Below are 17336 nucleotides of genomic sequence, written 5' to 3'. Positions count from 1 at the left end.
AGTAACTCAAGCTTTGACCAGGGCAACCGTCCGCGAGTCGCCTCCCGCCCGTCCCGGGTCAGAGCACGAGCTGGTCGAACAGCCGCCGCAGCTCCGCCTCCGGGTCCGCGGTCAGCCCGGTGTGCACCGGCCCCGGCTGGACGATCGCGCTGCGCGGCGCGGTCAGCCAGCGGAACCGCTGACCGGCGTTGTCCCCCGCCGCCGGACCGGCCTGCGGGCCGCCCAGGCAGACGGCCTCGATCCCGTGCAGCGCCCGCCGCACGCCCTGCACGTCCGCCACCGGATCCAGCGCCAGCAGCCGGGCCTGGTCCAGGTGGGTACGGGCGGCCAGGTGCGAACTCTGCCGGCAGTACAGCAGCACCCCGACGTTGACGCACTCGCCGCGCTCGACCCTCGGCACCGCGCGGATCACGGCGTACTCGTAGTCGTGCAGCTCGACAGTGGCCGGCAGCGCGGACGGCGAGGACTCGGTCATGCGGGCACCTCCGGCAGCCAGTCGCGCGGACCGGCCAGTCGCTCGGTCAGCTGGGTGCGGTACGCGGCGCGCACCTCGTCGGGCGAGTCGAAGCCGAACTCGTCCGTCAGCCACACCTCGGGGATCCGTGCCACCGCGGCCTCGATCGCCGCCTCCGCGACCGGCGCGAGCGCCTTGTCGGCCGCCGCCACGTCCGGCCTGGCCCGCAGCAGCGCGTGGTCGGAGGCGTCGTACGGGCGGCGGATCCAGGCGGCGGCGCCCGGCCAGTTGTGGTGGAAGATCAGGCTCGCGCCGTGGTCGATCAGCCGCAGCCCACCGGTCGCCACCAGCAGGTTGGGGTTGCGCCAGGACCGGTCGACGTTGCCGATCAGCGCGTCGAACCAGAGCACCTGCCCGGCGAGTTCCGGGTCCACCTCGAAGCAGAGCGGGTCGAAGTTGAGCGCGCCGCTGACGAAGGCCATCCCGAGGTTGGTCCCGCCGCTGGCCCGCATCTGGTCCTGGATCTGGTGGTCCGGCTCGCTGCGCGCGAGCACCGGGTCCAGGTCGACCGTCACCAGCTCCGGCACCGGCAGCCCGAGCCGCCGGCCGAGTTCCCCGGCCAGCACCTCCGCGACCAGTGCCTTGCGCCCCTGCGCGGCACCGACCCATTTCAGCGCGTACAGCCGCCGGTCGTCGGCCTCGACCAGGCCCGGCATCGAGCCGCCTTCTCGCAGTGGCGTCACGTACCGGATCGCCGTCACCTGGGGTAGCACGGCCGACAGCCTATCGGTGCCGCCACCCCTTTCCCCCACCACCACCCCGTACGGGGGACGCCCGCTCCCCTCTCCCCGCCGCGCTGCCCCGCCCACGCCCCGCGCCCCCCGGCTCCCCCCTGCGCCCCGCCCCGGTGGCAGCCCCCGCTGCTCCGTGCGAGTGTGGCGGGCAGTAATGGGGACCTTCACGGCAAAGGGATGAACGATGGAACGACCTCGGATCCTGATCGTGGGCGGTGGCTTCGCCGGCCTGGAGTGCGCCCGCCGCCTCGAACGCAAGCTGTCACCGTCGGAGGCCGAGATCTCGCTGGTCACGCCGTTCAGCTACCAGCTCTACCTCCCCCTCCTCCCCCACGTCGCGGCCGGCGTCCTCACCCCGCAGTCCGTGGCCATCTCCCTGCGCCGCTCGCTGCGCCGCACCCACATCGTCCCCGGCGGTGCCATCGGCGTGGACCCGGCCTCCAAGGTGTGCGTCGTCCGCAAGATCACCGACGAGGTGGTCGCGCAGAAGTACGACATCCTGGTGCTCGCCCCCGGCAGTGTCACCCGCACCTTCGACATCCCCGGCCTCACCGACTACGCCCGCGGCATGAAGACGCTCGCCGAGGCGGCCTACGTCCGCGACCACGTGATCGCCCAACTCGACCTCGCCTCCGCCACCCTGGACCAGAAGGAGCGCGAGTCCCGGCTCCAGTTCGTGGTGGTCGGCGGCGGCTACGCGGGCACCGAGACGGCCGCCTGCCTCCAGCGGCTGACCACCGCCGCCACCCTGCGCTACCCGCGCCTGGACGCCCGGCAGATCAAGTGGCACCTGATCGACATCGCCCCGAAGCTGATGCCGGAGCTCGGCGACCCGCTCGGCGAAGCCGCCCTGGAGGTGCTGCGCGACCGCGGCATCGAGGTGTCACTGGGCGTCTCGGTGGCCGAAGTCGGCGCCGAGACGGTCAAGTTCACCGACGGCCGGGTGCTCCCCTGCCGCACGCTGATCTGGACCGCCGGCGTGGCCGCGAGCCCGCTGATCGGCACCCTGGACGCCGAGACGGTCCGCGGCCGGCTCGCCGTGACGGCGGAGATGCGGGTGCCGCAGTTCGAGGGCGTGTTCGCGCTCGGCGACGCCGCCGCCGTCCCCGACCTCGCCAAGGGGGACGGCGCGGTCTGCCCGCCGACCGCCCAGCACTCCGCCCGGCAGGGCCGCGCGACCGCCGACAACGTGATCGCCTCGCTCCGCAACCAGCCGCTGGAGCCGTACTACCACAAGGACTTGGGCCTGGTGGTCGACCTCGGCGGCAAGGACGCGGTCTCCAAGCCGCTCGGCGTGGAGCTGCGCGGGGTGCCGGCCCAGCTGGTGGCGCGCGGCTACCACCTGATGGCGATGCGCACCAACGCGGCCAAGTTCCGGGTGGGCGCCAACTGGGTGCTCAACGCGACCGCCGGCGACGACTTCGTGCGCACCGGCTTCCTCGCCCGCCAGCCCGCCCGGCTGCGCGACTTCGAGTACACCGACGCCTATCTGACGAAGGATCAGGTCCGCGCCCACGCGCAGTCCCTGCTCGCCAAGGGCTGACCCTCCGGCACGGGACGCGCCCGACCGGGTCGGCGCGAGGTCGGGCACGTCCTGCCCGGCCGTCGGCCACACCCGCCGCCCCCGAACCGCACCGGCGCTCACACCAGCCGCGATCCGCCCCGGCCCGCCCCCAGCACCGTCGCCAGGTCCTCCGCCAGCTCCCGCGCCTGCGCGGGCTCCAGCCGCGCCGTGGTGAAGCGCAGCCCGGGCGGCGACTGGATCCGGTACCGCGCGCCGGGCGCCGCGACCCAGCCGCGCTGCACCAGCGCCGCCAGCACCGAGGTCTCGTCCGGCACCGGCACCCAGACGTTCAGCCCGCTCTCCCCGTGCGCCGCGATCCCACGGGCCGCCAGCTCCCCGAGCAGCGCGTCCCGCCTGGCCCGGTACGCCCCGGCCACCAGGGCGGCCGGGGCGGCGTCGCCGCGCCACAGCTCCGCGACGGTGCGCTGCAGCAGGTGGCTGACCCAGCCGACGCCCAGCCGCAGCCGGCCGGCCACCCGCCCGATCGTCTCCTCGTCGCCGACCGCGATCGAGACCCGCAGGTCGGGCCCGTACGCCTTGGCCGCCGAGCGCACCACCGCCCAGTGCCGGGTGCCGGCGCCGACCAGCGGGTGGTAGGGCTGGTCGACCATGCCGTGCCCGTGGTCGTCCTCGATCAGCAGCACTCCGGGGTGCTCGGCCAGTACGGCCTTCAGCGCCTCGGCCCGTCGCGCGGTGAGCGCCGCGCCGGTCGGGTTCTGCGCCCGGCTGGTGACCACCACGGCCCGGGCGCCCTCGGCCAGCGCGGCGGCCAGCGAGTCCGGCAGCGGGCCCTCGTCGTCCAGCCGGAAGGGCGCGTGCCGCAGCCCCATCGCGGGCAGCAGGTCGAGCAGGCTGCCCCAGCCCGGGTCCTCGACGGCCACCGCGTCGCCGGGGCGCAGCCGGGCGTCGAGGATCCGCTCGACGGTGTCCAGCGAGCCTGAGGCGACGACGACCGGTCCGCCGGGCAGGCCGTCGGCCTCGAAGGAGGCGCGGGCCATCGCGAGCAGCCGCGGGTCGACGGCCTCGTGCCCGTAGAGCACCGGATCGGCGTGCGCGGCCTCGGCGGCGGCCGCGATGGCCCGGGTGAGGTCGGGCAGCAGGGCCGGGTCGGGGTTGCCGGTGGAGAGGTCGCGGGCGTGCGGGGGGACGGGGACGCGGATCCGGTCGCGCGGGGCGAGGGCGGGTCTGGGCAGGATGCGGCTGCCCTTGCGGCCCGCGGTCTCGATCACGCCGCGGTCGCGCAGCAGCCGGTAGGCGGCGGCGACGGTGTTGGGGTTGACGCCGAGTTCGGCGGCGAGGTCGCGCAGCGGGGGCAGCGCGGTTCCCGGGGCGAGCAGTCCGCTGCTCACGCCCTGCTCGATGTGGGCCGCGATCTCAGTGGCGCGTCGCCCTTTCAGCGGATAGTCTCCTAGCACAAAGCAAATTATGTACTAGTACATAGAGGATGTCATGTCAGCCAACCCGGAAGGTTCGCCCAGCTACTCCCGCACCCCCGGAACCACACCCACCCGCTACCGGGACCGGGCCACCTGGGAGCAGGAGGCGATCCACGCCATCCTCGACAGCACGTACGTCTGCCACCTCGGCTTCGTCGTCGACGGCGCCCCCGTCGTCCTGCCGACGATCTTCGCCCGGGTCGGCAGCCGGCTCTACCTCCACGGCTCCACCGGCAGCCGCCCGCTGCGCAACGCCTCCGGCGAGCAGGGCATGCCGGTCTGCGTCACGGTCACCCTGGTCGACGCCCTGGTGCTGACCAAGTCCGCGTTCAACCACTCGGTGAACTTCCGCTCGGTGGTCGCCCACGGCACCGCGCACCAGGTCACCGACGCCGGGGAACGGGACGTCGCGCTGGCCGCCCTGGTCGACCACGCGGTGCCCGGCCGGTCCGCCGAGATCCGTCCGGCCGACGCCAAGGAGCTCGCCGCCACCGCCGTCATCCGGCTGGAGCTGGACGAGGTCTCGGCCAAGACCCGCGCCGACGGCGCCGACGACGACCCGGAGGACGCCGGCCTGCCGCACTGGTCCGGCCTGATCCCGGTCACCACCGTGCACGGCGCCCCCGAGCCGCACCCCGGAACCACCGTCCCGCTGCCCGCGCACCTGCGCGGCTACCCCCGCTGACGGGAGGTCCACCCATGCTGATCAGATCCTGGGACCGCGGCGACGAGAACGAGTGGCGCGCCTGGCTGGCCGAGGGCCGCGACTTCGGCCTGCTCGCGGCCAACGGCGGCGCCGGCGAGGGCCCGGTGCTGGTCCCGACGCACTTCCTGCTGGACGCCGAACGCGGCGAGATCCTGCTCCACCTGGCCGCGCCCAACCCGCTGCTGGCCGCCGTCAGGGCCGACCCGCAGGTCACCCTCGCGGTCACCGACGGCTACGCCTTCGCCCCCGGGCACTGGCGCGGCGCGCCGGGCACGCCCACCAGCTACTACGCCTCGGTCCACTTCCACTGCACCGCCGAGGTGGTGGAGTCAGCCACCGGCAAGGCGGAGATCCTCAACCGCCAGCTGGCGCACTTCCAGCCCGAGACGCCTGAGGTCCGGGTGGTGCCCGGTGAGGGCGAGCTGGCCAGGCAGCTGCCCGGGCTGCGCGGGCTCCGGCTGACCGTGAACGAGGTGCGGGCCAAGTTCAAGTACGACGACAAGAAGCCCGCCGAGGCGCAGTACGCGATCGCCGACCGGCTCGCCGAGCGCGCCGACGGACGAGGGCGCGGCCGTGACCAGTACGCCGCCGCCCGCGCCCAGCTGCTCCGCCGTCACCGGCGGCGCACCGCGGGGCCCGGCGCCGCACCGGAGGGCGCCACCGCCCCCTCGGACACCACCCCCCGCACCGACCACCCGCGCGGTGCGGACCGGCGCACCGACCACCCGCGCGCCGCCGACTGACCCGGAGTCACCCGATCGGTCGCCAACTCGGGCAGGTCGGCCGCCGCGCTGCTCGAATGTGAGACGAGCCCTGCCCACTCGGCGTCGGAGCGGGCCCGTCCACCCCCGGGAGCGCGTGTGTCCTCAGTCAACAGCCATCGGGCGACCGGAGAGGCCCACCTCGGCCACGTGGTGTTCATCTCGGCGGCCGCGGCCATGGGCGGCTTCCTGTTCGGCTACGACAGCGCGGTGATCAACGGCGCCGTGACGGGCATCCAGCGGCACTTCGCGGTGGGCAACGGCACCACCGCCTTCGTGGTGGCGATCGCGCTGCTCGGCTCGGCGGCGGGCGCGGTGATCGCGGGCCGGCTCGCCGACCGCCTCGGCCGGGTGCGCACGATGCTGCTGGCCGCCGTGCTGTTCGCGGCCAGCGGCCTCGGTTCGATGTTCCCGCCGAACATCCAGACCCTCGCCACCTGGCGCGTGATCGGCGGCATCGCGATCGGCATCGCCTCGGTGATCGCCCCGACCTACATCGCCGAGGTCGCCCCGACCGCCTACCGCGGCCGGCTCGCCTCCTTCCAGCAGATGGCGATCGTGCTCGGCATCACCGTCTCCCAGCTCGCCAACTGGGCGCTCAACCAGGCCGCCGGCGGCGAGTCCACCAGCCACCTCGGCGGCATCCAGGCCTGGCAGTGGATGCTCGGGGTCGAGACCATCCCGGCCCTGGTGTACGGGCTGATGGCGCTCTCCATCCCGGAGTCGCCGCGCTTCCTGATCGCCGACCACCGCGAGGCGCAGGCCCGCAAGGTGCTGGTCGAGGTCGAGGGCGAGGGCGTGGACCTGGACGCCAGGGTGGCGGAGATCCGCACGGTGCTGGAGTCCTCGCACAAGCCCCGGCTCAAGGACCTGACGGGCGGCCGCTTCGGCCTGCTGCCGATCGTCTGGGTGGGCATCGGCGCCTCGGTGTTCCAGCAGTTCGTCGGCATCAACGTGATCTTCTACTACTCGTCCTTCCTGTGGCAGTCGGTCGGCATCAACGAGTCCGACTCGCTGCTGATCAGCCTCTCCACCTCGATCATCAACGTGATCGGCACGGTGATCGCGATGGTCCTGGTGGACCGGATCGGCCGCAGGCCGCTCGCCCTGGCCGGCTCGGCCGGCATGGCGGCCGCGCTGTCCACCGCCGCCTGGGCGTTCTCCTACCGGCACGGCACCGGCGACACCGCCACCCTGGACAACACCCACGCCACCGTCGCCCTGATCGCCGCGCACGTCTTCGTGCTCTGCTTCGCCTTCTCCTGGGGCGTGGTGGTCTGGGTCCTGCTCGGCGAGATGTTCCCCAACCGGATCCGCGCGCTGGCCCTGTCCGTCGCCGCCTCGGCGCAGTGGATCGCCAACTGGGCGATCACCGTCAGCTTCCCCGACCTCGCCGACTGGAACCTCTCGGCGACGTACGTCATCTACGCGGCCTTCGCGCTGCTCTCCATCCCGTTCGTGGCCTTCTGCATCAAGGAGACCAAGGGCCGGGCGCTGGAGGAGATGGGCTGACCGGGACCGCCCCGCCGACCCCCGCCGCACGCGGCCCGACCCACCGAGAGGAAGCCATGCCTGACCAGGGCGGCTCCCGGCAGAACGTCACCTTCCCGAGCAACGGCCGTACGGCGCACGGCTACCTGGCCCGCCCGCCGCAGGGCGTCGGTCCCGGCCTGGTGGTGGTGCAGGAGTGGTGGGGCCTCACCTCGCACATCGCCGACGTGGCCGACCGCTTCGCCGCCGAGGGCTTCACCGTCCTCGCCCCCGACCTGTTCGGCGGCGCCACCACCCACGACGGCACCGAGGCGGCCCGGTTCAGGCGCGAGCTCCCGGTCGAGCGGGCGGTGGAGGACCTCGCCGGGGCCGTCGACCACCTGCTCGCGCTGGACGGCGTGGTCGGCGACGCGGTCGGGGTGGTCGGCTTCTGCATGGGGGGCGGCTTCGCCCTGCTGCTGGCCGCCAGGGCCGGCGACAAGGTGGCCGCCGTGGTGCCGTTCTACGGCCTGCCGCCCGACCCGGACTTCGACTACCGCGGTCTGACCGCCCACGTGCTCGGCCACTTCGGCGAGCTGGACGGCTCGATCCCGATGGCCGCCGTGGACGAGGCGGCGATCCGGATCGGCGAGGCCACCGACGTCCGTCCGGAGATCCACTTCTACCCGGCCGGGCACGCCTTCATGAACGACGAGAACCTGATCGGCACCCACGACCCGCTCCAGGCCCGGATCGCCTGGCGCCGCACGCTCGCCTTCCTCTGGGGCCACCTCGGCTGACACCCCCGTTCCGGGGTGCCGGTACGAAAACCGTATGGACAGCCGTACGACCCTTCGGCATAGTCACCGGGTGCCGACCACCCCACCCTCCTCCCCCCGCCGTTTCGCCTGGGCGAGCCGCAACTTCCGCATCCAGACCGCCGCCACCGTGATCAGCGGCCTGGGCAACGCCGGAGCCCCCATCGCCACCGCCTTCGCCGTGCTCGGCAACGGCGGCACCACCACCGAGGTCGGCTACGTCACCGCCGCCCGACTGGTGCCCACCGTGCTGCTCATGGTGGTCGGCGGCACCCTCGCCGACCGGCTGCCGCGCCACCTGATCATGGTCGCCGCCAACGTGTTCAGCGGCGTCTCCCAGGCCGTCCTGGCCGCCCTGGTGCTGACCGGGGACGTCCGGTTCTGGCAGATGATGGTGCTCTCCGCGGCCGGCGGGGCCGGCTACGCCCTGTACTCGCCCGCCTCCGGCGGCATGATCATGCAGGCCGTCCCCAAGGAGCACGCCGCCCGCGCCTTCGCGGTCTTCCGGATGGGCCTCAACGCCTCCCAGATCGGCGGCGCGGCCCTCGGCGGCGCGCTCACCGCCGCCGTCGGCCCCGGCTGGGTGCTCGCCCTGGACGCCCTCTGCTTCCTGGCCGCCGCCGCGCTCCGCTACTTCCTGGAGCCGGAGAAGGGCCCGGTGCCCTCCGGCGGCGGCATGCTGCGCGATCTGCGCGAGGGCTGGCGGGAGTTCGCCTCCCGCCGCTGGCTCTGGGTGATCGTGCTCCAGTTCTCCGTCCTGGTCGCCTGCATCAACGCGGTCGAGTCGGTGTACGGTCCGACCGCCGCCAAGGAGCGGCTCGGCGGCGCGGGCGCCTGGGGCCTGGCGATGTCCGCCTACGGCGTCGGGCTGGTGGCCACCGGCGTGCTGATGACCCGCTGGCGGCCCCGCCGGATCCTGCTGGTCGGCAACTGGGGGGTCTTCCTGTTCGGCGTGCCCGCCCTCGCCCTCGCCGCCGAGGTGCCGCTGCCGCTGCTGGTCGTCGCGATGTTCCTGTCCGGCGTCGGCGTCACCGTCTTCGGCGTCAACTGGATGGTCGCGCTCCAGCAGGAGATACCCGAGGAGATGTTCTCCCGGGTCAGCGCCTACGACGAACTCGGCTCCTACTCGCTGGCCCCGGTCGGCACCGCGCTGGCCGGGCCCGCCGCGGTGGCGCTCGGCCTGTCCGGCGCGCTCTGGGCGTGCGCCGTCATCTGCCTGGTGCTCAGCGCGGTCGTCCTGCTGGAACCGCAGGTGCGCCGGTTGAGCCGGCGGAGCACGACCGACGCACCGGTGTCCGTCAGCGAGCCCGCGCCCGCGCCGTGAGCCCCTGTGCGCCCCGCGTGCGCCCACCCCTCATGAGCAACCGGAGGTGCGCGCGGGTCGTCCGAACAGTCAGGAAACACCACTGTCTCTGGGGGCCACCGGTGCCGAAGCCACTGCTGTTCCTGGACGTCGACGGCGTCCTGAACCCGGTCTGCCCGCATCCGGACGCCGGGTTCGACGCCCACACCATGTTCGGCTACACCGTCCTGCTCTCCGCCCGGCACGGCGCCTGGCTGCGCGAACTCGCCCGCACGTACGACCTGGTGTGGGCGACCACCTGGGAGACCCACGCGAACACCCACATCGCCCCGGCGATCGGCCTGGACCCGCTCCCCGTGGTCACCTTCACCGGCTACGCCCCCCAGCCGGGCGACCCGCGCGTCCCGCTGATGGAGCTCTTCTCCGCCGCAAAGTGGGCCCCGCTGCTGCGCTACGCCGAGGGGCGCCCGTTCGCCTGGGTGGACGACGTCATCCCACCGCGGCTGGTCCGCCGCTCCCAGTGGCGCCGGGACCGCCTGCTGCTGCCCGTCGACCCCGGTCAGGGCCTGGAGCGCCGGCACGTCGACCGGCTGCTCGCCCGCCCGCCGCGCGGCCAGGCGCTGTCGGTCAAGGGGTCGGCAGCCAGCTGACGTGCCCGGCCAGCAGGGCGTACCCGACGAAGGCCACCGTGTCGATCAGCGCGTGCGCCACCACCAGCGGCATCACCCGCCCCCAACGCCGGTACAGCAGGCAGAACACCACGCCCATCACCATGTTGCCGACCAGCCCGCCGACCCCCTGGTACAGGTGGTACGAGCCGCGCAGCACCGAACTCGCCGCCACCGCCACCGGCCAGGACCACCCCAGCTGCCGCACCCGGCGCAGCAGGTAGCCGAGGACGAGGACCTCCTCCAGGACGGCGTTCTGCCAGGCCGACAGCAGCAGCACCGGCACCCGCCACCACACGTCCGGCAGCCCGGACGGCGCCACCGTCAGGTTGTACCCGGCCGCCTGCGAGGCCAGGTAGAGCGCCAGCCCCGACCCGCCGATGGCGGCCGCGACGGCGGCGCCCCGGCCCAGGTCGCGCAGCTTCTGCCCGAGGTCGAAGCCCAGCACCCGCAGCGCCACGCCCTCGCGCACCAGCAGGTAGCCGACCAGCACCACCGGCATCAGCCCGCGCCCGATGTAGTACAGCTGCCACACCAGGTCCAGCCAGGGCCGCCCCGGCGCCCGCGAGCCGTTCAGCGTGGCGACCTGCTGGCCGAGCTTGAGCGGTTCGGTGAGCGAGCCGGTGAAGCTGATCAGCGCACTGATCCCGCTCGCCCCGAGGGAGAGGCCCAGGACGATCAGCAGCTCCGCGCCGAGCAGCCGACGGGTGGGCTTCGCGGTCTCCGGCGCGGTCGGGACGGTGGTCACGGGGGCTCCAGCGGACGGGCGGTCGCTCCGGCCGTCGGCCGACCGCCGGAGCGATCATCCTGACACAGCCGCCGCAGCGCCCCGGCGGGGAGGTCTCAGCCCACCGGCCAGGTGTGCACCGGCTCGCCGCCGCGCATGTGCTCGGCGTAGCGCCTGGTCATCGCCGCGAGCGCGGCCGGCCGGTCCATCCCGTACTGCTCGCGCAGCCGGTGGAAGGTCGCGGCCTGCCAGGTCGCGCCGTTGGTGCGGCGCAGGCAGCGCTGCTCGATGATGCCCAGGTAGCGGTCCCGGTCCGCGGGCTCCACACCCCACTCGTCGAGGCCCTGGTGGGCCATCGGCAGCAGCTCGTTCAGCACCAGGTCGACGGCGGACACCGTCTGCAGCCCGCCGCCGCGGCCGGCCCGCCCCTGGCGGGGCCACTGGAACACCGCGTCGATGCCGTACCGGGCGCCCTGCCGGAAGTTCTCGTCGGCCCGCTCGAACGGCAGCCGGGTCCAGACCGGCCTGGGCTGCTCGGCGAGCACCCGCACCAGCCCGTAGTAGAAGGCGGCGTTGGCCAGGGTGTCGGCCACCGTCGGCCCGGCCGGCAGGGCCCGGTTCTCCACCCGCAGGTGCGCGATCCCGCCCGCGACGTCGTACACCGGGCGGTTCCAGCGGTAGATGGTGCCGTTGTGCAGCCTCATCTCGGCGAGCCTGGGCGCACCGCCCGAGGACAGCACCTTCATCGGGTCCTCGTCGTCGCAGATCGGCAGCAGCGCGGGGAAGTACCGCAGGTTCTCCTCGAACAGGTCGTACGCCGAGTCCACCCAGCGCTCGCCGAACCAGGTGATCGGGCGCACCCCCTGCGCCTTGAGCTCCGCCGTACGGGTGTCACAGGCCTGCTGGAAGAGCACCGGACGGGTCTCCCGCCACAGCTCCCGCCCGAACAGGAACGGCGAGTTGGCGCCGAGCGCGAGCTGCGGCCCGCAGAGCGCCTGGGCCGCGTTCCACACCGAGGAGAACCGCTCCGGGGTCACCTGGAGGTGCAGCTGGAGCGAGGTCGCGGCGGCCTCGGCCACCATGGTGATCGACTCCAGCTGGAGGTGCTCGACCCCCTCGATGTCCAGCGCGATGTCCTCCCCGCGAGCGGCCAGGATCTGGTCGCTGAGCAGGCTGTACCGCTGGTTGTGGCTCATCGCGTCCAGCCCGGTGTGGGCGTGTTCCAGGGTCGGCAGGATTCCCACCATGACGATCCTGGCGCCCGCCTCGGCCGCCCGCCGGTCGGCGTAGCGCAGCCCGGTGTCGATCTCCTCGCGCAGTTCCTCGAAGACGTGTCCGCAGAGCCGGTGCGGGGTGATGTTGACCTCGATGTTGAACTTGCCCAGCTCGGTCTGGAAGTCGCTGGAGCCGATCGCGCTCAGCACCTGGGCGTTGTTCATGGCCGGCAGGCCCTGCTCGTCGGCCAGGTTGAGCTCGATCTCCAGGCCCATCACCGCCCGCGGCCGGTCGAAGCGGTCCTCCCCGAGCATCCGTCCGAGCGCTTCGAGGCAGGTCTGGAGCTTGCGCCGGTACAGCTGCCGGTCCGCCAGTTCCGCCCGAGTCGCCACGACCTTCTCGCCCACGGTCCCCTCCTCCAGAGCCACCCCGTCGAGCACCCGGTCGACCGACCGTGCAAGCATGATGCCCACCCCGAAGATCGATACCCGAATGCGCCTACTGGCTTGCATTGCAAGGCATCTGACGGAGAATCAGTAGAACTGTGGACTTGCCCGACGCCACTGCCTGTGATAAACAGGTCACCCTGCGCATCTGTTCGAATCTCGCCAGCCCCCGGCCGGTCCGCCTTTGCCCCGAAGCTCCGGAACCCCGGAGCCTCGTCGACGGCGGCGACCGCGCCGGCACCGCGATCCTGCACAACCGGACACGGCCAGGCCCGTCACCGTGGACGCGTCGCCGCGCCATGCCGGTATGCCGCACTCGCACGCCGATCTCGCTTGGAGAGGCGGACCCCGCCATGACCCTGCAAACCCCCCAGCCCCCACCGAGCGCCCTGCGCGCCGTCCTGGGCGCGCTCGACTCGGAGACCGCACTGCGCCAGCCCGCCGCCGCAGCACTGCTCCGTCCGAACGGCCCCCTACTCCCCGCCCACCCGCTCGCGGTGTACGTCCTGAACGGCCCGCGCCCGGAGCTCCCGGCCGCCCGCCGCACCGGCTGGCGCTTCCTGATCAAGGACGGCACCGAGGTCGCCGCCGCCGCCGAGGTGGTGCAGAGCGCCGAGGGTCACACCTTCTCCCACTTCACCGCCGGCCCCTACCTCGACTCGACGGTCCGCGCCCTGCGCGAGGCCTGGCAGCTCGCCCAGGGCTCCAGGACCCGCCGGCAGCCCCGGCTGCTGACCTTCCCCGGCCAGTACGCCACGGCGCTCTGGCTGCACAGCCCCGACACCGATCCGACCGCCGACCTGCTGATCCCGCTGGCCCCGGCCCCACTCGGCGTCACCGCGCACCGCGCCTGCCCGGCCGCCGAACTGCTGCCGCTGCTCGCCCGCGCCCCGCTCGCCAGGCCGCTGCTGCTCGGCTCCTCCTGACCCGGCGACCCCACCGGCCGCCGGGCCCACCCGCCCGGCGGCCCTCAGCCGTGCCCGCGCGCCCGCCCCCGCGTTCCTCACCCGAACGGCACCCACCTGGACGAGCCATCCGCCATGGCCCCAACGGGCCATGTCCCGACTGACCCACTGGTGCGCCATTTCCCCGCTGTCCCACCTGAACGGGTGATCTATGCCCGGGAGTTGTGGCGCATGTCACGAAATCCCTGCGCGCGGGTCCGCAGATGCCGACACTGGGAACCAGCGTGGAAGGACCCCCTGTCCTACCCACTTGAGCGCCGGTCCACACTTGGCCGGCGTGCGGACAGGATCCGACTACCGCGGCGGCTCCGGACGGCCCGACCTCCGGCGTCCGCATCACGGGGAGGATCGCGAAGCGAAGCGAGGGTACGCGTATGTGCCAGCACCGTCCTGAGTGCCCGTCGGCCGAGTCGGAGGACCGTGAGGCGGCCGCGTCGGTGGCCCGCCACCCGGAGCAGGGCTGGAGCCTGCTCTGCAACGGCGTCGTCCTCTTCGAGGACACCGGAGAACTGCTGCCCGACGGCCGGGTGATCGCCCCGCGCCGCCCCGTCGCCCACGCGGCCTGACCACCCGGTCGGACCGTACGGCGGGGGCAGCCGCCGACGAACGAGCGCAACGGGCAGGGCCCCGGCGGAAACTCCGCCGGGGCCCTGCCGGTCCGAGCAGGACCTCCTCGGGTCCGGTCCGGTCAGACGCCGTACTCGTCCATGGGCGGGCAGGAGCAGACCAGGTTGCGGTCGCCGTACGCGCCGTCGATCCGGCTCACCGGCGGCCAGTACTTGTCCGCCGGGTTCACGCCCGCCGGGAAGACCGCCTCCTGCCGCGAGTAGCCGTGCGCCCAGTCACCGGCCAGCGTGGCGGCGGTGTGCGGGGCGTTGCGCAGCGGGTTGTCCTCGGCCGGCCACTCGCCCGAGCCGACCTTGTCGACCTCGGCCCGGATGGTGATCATCGCGTCGCAGAACCGGTCGATCTCGTGCAGGTCCTCGGACTCGGTCGGCTCGATCATCAGCGTGCCGGCCACCGGGAACGACATCGTCGGCGCGTGGAAGCCGTAGTCGATCAGGCGCTTGGCGATGTCGTCCACCGTCACGCCCGTCTCCTTGGTCAGCGGGCGCAGGTCGATGATGCACTCGTGCGCGACCAGGCCGCCGGGGCCGGTGTAGAGCACCGGGAAGTGCGGCGCCAGGCGCTTGGCGATGTAGTTGGCGTTCAGCACCGCGACCTGGGTCGCGTGCTTGAGGCCCTCGCCGCCCATCAGCCGGACGTACGCCCAGGAGATCGGCAGGATGGCCGCCGAGCCCCACGGCGCGGCCGAGATCGGGCCCACGCCGGTGGCCGGGCCCGCCTCCGCCTGGAGCGGGTGGTTCGGCAGGTACGGCGCCAGGTGGGCGCGCACCGCGACCGGGCCGACGCCCGGGCCGCCGCCGCCGTGCGGAATGCAGAAGGTCTTGTGCAGGTTCAGGTGCGAGACGTCCGCGCCGAACTTGCCCGGCTTGGCGAGGCCGACCAGGGCGTTCAGGTTGGCGCCGTCCACGTACACCTGGCCGCCGGCCTCGTGCACCAGGGCGCAGATGTCGGTGATCTGGGTCTCGTACACGCCGTGGGTGGACGGGTAGGTGACCATCAGCACGGCGAGGCTGTCGCGGTGCTGCTCGATCTTGGCCTTCAGGTCCTCGACGTCCACGTCGCCGTCGACCAGGGTCTTCACCACGACCACGCGCATGCCGGCCATCACCGCGGAGGCCGCGTTGGTGCCGTGCGCCGAGGACGGGATCAGGCAGACGTCACGCTGGGTGTCGCCGTTGGCGTGGTGGTAGGCGCGCACGGCCAGCAGGCCGGCCAGCTCGCCCTGGGAGCCCGCGTTCGGCTGGATCGAGACGGCGTCGTAGCCGGTCACCTCGACCAGCTGCTGCTCCAGCTGGCGGATCAGGGTCAGGAAGCCCTGGGCCTGGTCGATCGGCGCGAAGGGGTGCAGCTGGCCGAACTCCGGCCAGGTCACCGCCTCCATCTCGGTGGTCGCGTTGAGCTTCATGGTGCAGGAGCCCAGCGGGATCATGCCGCGGTCCAGCGCGTAGTCCCTGTCCGACAGGCGGCGCAGGTAGCGCAGCATGGCGGTCTCCGAGCGGTGACTGTGGAAGACCGGGTGGGTCAGGTACTCGTCCTCGCGCAGCAGCGCGGCGGGCAGCGCCCCGGCGGCCTCGGCGATCTCGACGGCGGGGACGCCGAACGCGGCCCAGACGCCGGCCAGGTGCTCGCGGGTGGTGGTCTCGTCGGTGGAGACGGAGATCCGGTCCGCGCCGTCCTGGTGGACGTTGATGCCGTTGGCGCGGGCGGTGGCGGCGATCTCGGCGGCGCGGCCCGGGACGACGGCGGTGACGGTGTCGAAGAACTCGCCGTGCAGCAGCTCCACGCCGCCGGCCCGCAGGCCCTCGGCGAGAGCGGCGGCGTAGCGGTGGGTGCGGCGGGCGATGTCGGCCAGGCCGTCCGGGCCGTGGTAGACGGCGTACATGGAAGCCATCACGGCGAGCAGCACCTGGGCGGTGCAGATGTTGCTGGTGGCCTTCTCGCGGCGGATGTGCTGCTCGCGGGTCTGCAGCGCCAGGCGGTAGGCGCGGTTGCCGTCGGCGTCGACGGAGACGCCGACCAGGCGGCCCGGCAGCGAGCGGGCGTACTCGGCGCGCACCGACAGGTAGCCGGCGTGCGGGCCGCCGAAGCCCATCGGCACGCCGAAGCGCTGCGAGGTGCCGCAGGCGATGTCGGCGCCCAGCGCACCCGGGGACTTGAGCAGGGTCAGCGCGAGCAGGTCGGCGGCGACGGCGACGATCGCGCCCAGGCCGTGCGCCTGCTCGATCACCGGGGCGAGGTCGCGGACCACACCCGTGGCGCCGGGGTACTGGAGCAGCACGCCGAAGACGCCGCGCTCGGCGATCTCGGCCGGGATGCCCTCGGACAGGTCCGCGACGACGACCTCGACACCGGTCGGCACGGCGCGGGTGTTGATCACCGCGGCGGTCTGCGGCAGGGTCTCGGCGTCGACCAGGAAGACGCCGCCCTTGACCTTGGTGACGCGGCGGGCCAGCGCCATCGCCTCGGCGGCCGCGGTGCCCTCGTCCAGCAGCGAGGAGCCGGAGGTCGGCAGGCCGGTCAGGTCGGAGACCAGGGTCTGGAAGTTGAGCAGCGCCTCCAGGCGGCCCTGCGAGATCTCCGGCTGGTACGGGGTGTACGCGGTGTACCAGGCCGGGTTCTCCATGACGTTGCGCAGGATCACCGGCGGGGTGAAGGTGCCGTAGTAACCCAGGCCGATCATCGGCTGGAGCACCTGGTTGTGGCCGGCCAGCTCGCGCAGCTCGGCGAGGACCTGAGCCTCGCTCCGGCCCGCGGGCAGGTCGAGGGCGGTGATGGAGCGGATCGCCTCGGGCACCGCGGTGGCGGCGAGCTCGTCCAGCGAGCCGTAGCCGACGGACGCCAGCATCTTCTCCTGCGCGGCGGCGTCGGGGCCGATGTGGCGGTTCTCGAAGGGGCTGGCCAGCTCAAGCTCGGTGAGGGTCGAGGCGCCGGTGGGGCGTCCCGCGTTCGGCTGGGCGTTCATGGTGGTCGAGGCCTCCTGGTCACGGACCGGCGGGGGTGCGCACGCCGGCCGGCCTTCGCCGCTGCGGACAGCGGCTCAGCCTGGGCGGGCGACCCGAAAGGCCTCCCCCTCTGTCATCGGGACCTGAGAGCTTCACCCGCACGGTGCGCTGTGGGCGCCCCGTCGGCTTGCACCGTCGGTGAGGGTGGTGATCGTCGGCTCCCATGCCGACGGTCCTGCCCTGCTTTCCAGAGTGACCTACCCCACACGGTACGGATGCCTGAGAGATTCCGGGGAGGAGTTGCTCCTTCGGCGCTCCGACCAGCGGTTTTCGCGGTCGGAGACTCTCCCGAGCGGGCTCTGCGGTCGCCGCCCAGGGTACCAGCGGGAGACCTCCCGATCACGGGTGCGTCAGGTCGCTTGAGATCTACGCGCGTCCCC

Annotated in this window: 15 protein-coding genes and 2 riboswitches; of the genes, 9 read left to right on the top strand and 6 right to left on the bottom strand. The window is 73.4% G+C overall.

What is annotated here, in order from left to right; translation table 11 throughout:
* Positions 1-58: 58 nt before the first annotated feature.
* Together ACZ7C5_RS34065 and ACZ7C5_RS34060 are read right to left on the bottom strand one after the other, a co-directional pair.
* On the bottom strand, positions 59-475 hold the full coding sequence (locus ACZ7C5_RS34065) for a DUF3037 domain-containing protein (RefSeq protein WP_401085828.1): 417 nt from the start codon (positions 473-475) through the stop codon (positions 59-61).
* Entirely contained in the window at positions 472-1227 is a 756-nt protein-coding gene (locus tag ACZ7C5_RS34060) for a HipA family kinase (RefSeq protein ID WP_401085831.1), read from the bottom strand. The genes ACZ7C5_RS34065 and ACZ7C5_RS34060 overlap by 4 nt, the downstream gene beginning before the upstream one ends.
* 205 nt (positions 1228-1432) lie before the next feature.
* Here ACZ7C5_RS34060 and ACZ7C5_RS34055 point away from each other — a divergent pair, with 205 nt between their 5' ends.
* Complete coding sequence (locus ACZ7C5_RS34055) at positions 1433-2791, top strand: NAD(P)/FAD-dependent oxidoreductase (protein ID WP_401085834.1); 1359 nt, start codon at positions 1433-1435, stop codon at positions 2789-2791.
* Between the two features lie 98 nt (positions 2792-2889).
* On the opposite strand, the gene ACZ7C5_RS34050 is transcribed toward ACZ7C5_RS34055, so the two are convergent.
* Entirely contained in the window at positions 2890-4227 is a 1338-nt protein-coding gene (locus ACZ7C5_RS34050; RefSeq protein WP_401085837.1) for an aminotransferase class I/II-fold pyridoxal phosphate-dependent enzyme, read from the bottom strand.
* A 34-nt stretch (positions 4228-4261) separates the two neighbouring features.
* Between ACZ7C5_RS34050 and ACZ7C5_RS34045 the strand changes: the two genes are divergently transcribed.
* From ACZ7C5_RS34045 to ACZ7C5_RS34020, 6 genes are all read left to right on the top strand, one after another.
* Positions 4262-4933 (top strand): pyridoxamine 5'-phosphate oxidase family protein, encoded by a 672-nt coding sequence (locus ACZ7C5_RS34045; RefSeq protein ID WP_470324176.1) that lies wholly within the window; start codon positions 4262-4264, stop codon positions 4931-4933.
* Between the two features lie 14 nt (positions 4934-4947).
* Complete coding sequence (locus tag ACZ7C5_RS34040) at positions 4948-5697, top strand: FMN-binding negative transcriptional regulator (protein ID WP_401085843.1); 750 nt, start codon at positions 4948-4950, stop codon at positions 5695-5697.
* 117 nt (positions 5698-5814) lie between these two features.
* Positions 5815-7227, top strand: coding sequence for a sugar porter family MFS transporter (locus tag ACZ7C5_RS34035; RefSeq protein WP_401085845.1), 1413 nt, complete (start codon positions 5815-5817; stop codon positions 7225-7227).
* Positions 7228-7283: 56 nt separating this feature from the next.
* Positions 7284-7985: a dienelactone hydrolase family protein gene (locus tag ACZ7C5_RS34030; RefSeq protein WP_470324175.1), complete on the top strand. Its 702-nt coding sequence runs from the start codon at positions 7284-7286 to the stop codon at positions 7983-7985.
* A gap of 70 nt (positions 7986-8055) precedes the next feature.
* The gene (locus ACZ7C5_RS34025; protein WP_401085851.1) at positions 8056-9327 is read left to right on the top strand and encodes an MFS transporter; all 1272 of its coding nucleotides are present in this window, start codon (positions 8056-8058) and stop codon (positions 9325-9327) included.
* Between the two features lie 101 nt (positions 9328-9428).
* On the top strand, positions 9429-9956 hold the full coding sequence (locus tag ACZ7C5_RS34020) for an HAD domain-containing protein (protein WP_401085853.1): 528 nt from the start codon (positions 9429-9431) through the stop codon (positions 9954-9956).
* Here ACZ7C5_RS34020 and ACZ7C5_RS34015 read toward each other — a convergent pair.
* The gene (locus tag ACZ7C5_RS34015; protein ID WP_401085855.1) at positions 9934-10722 is read right to left on the bottom strand and encodes a CPBP family intramembrane glutamic endopeptidase; all 789 of its coding nucleotides are present in this window, start codon (positions 10720-10722) and stop codon (positions 9934-9936) included. The two genes, ACZ7C5_RS34020 and ACZ7C5_RS34015, sit on opposite strands and share 23 nt — an antisense overlap.
* A 95-nt stretch (positions 10723-10817) precedes the next feature.
* Positions 10818-12323 carry a glutamate-cysteine ligase family protein gene (locus ACZ7C5_RS34010; protein WP_470324202.1) on the bottom strand — a complete coding sequence of 502 codons (1506 nt, stop codon included), beginning with the start codon at positions 12321-12323 and terminating at the stop codon, positions 10818-10820.
* A 392-nt stretch (positions 12324-12715) separates the two neighbouring features.
* Here ACZ7C5_RS34010 and ACZ7C5_RS34005 point away from each other — a divergent pair, with 392 nt between their 5' ends.
* Entirely contained in the window at positions 12716-13288 is a 573-nt protein-coding gene (locus ACZ7C5_RS34005) for a hypothetical protein (protein WP_401085858.1), read from the top strand.
* Positions 13289-13701: 413 nt separating this feature from the next.
* A complete protein-coding gene (locus tag ACZ7C5_RS34000) occupies positions 13702-13893 on the top strand; it encodes a DUF5999 family protein (RefSeq protein WP_188300053.1) in 192 nt (63 codons plus the stop codon).
* 122 nt (positions 13894-14015) lie between these two features.
* Here ACZ7C5_RS34000 and gcvP read toward each other — a convergent pair whose 3' ends face one another.
* On the bottom strand, positions 14016-16916 hold the full coding sequence (gene gcvP / locus ACZ7C5_RS33995; protein ID WP_401085859.1) for an aminomethyl-transferring glycine dehydrogenase: 2901 nt from the start codon (positions 16914-16916) through the stop codon (positions 14016-14018).
* 103 nt (positions 16917-17019) lie between these two features.
* Positions 17020-17152, bottom strand: a riboswitch (glycine riboswitch).
* Position 17153: 1 nt separating this feature from the next.
* A riboswitch (glycine riboswitch) is annotated at positions 17154-17257 on the bottom strand.
* Between the last annotated feature and the right edge of the window lie 79 nt (positions 17258-17336).

This window comes from Kitasatospora sp. NPDC036993, assembly GCF_055607525.1.
Note: the sequence above shows the minus strand (reverse complement) of the source record. Positions and strands in the feature narration are given on the sequence as shown.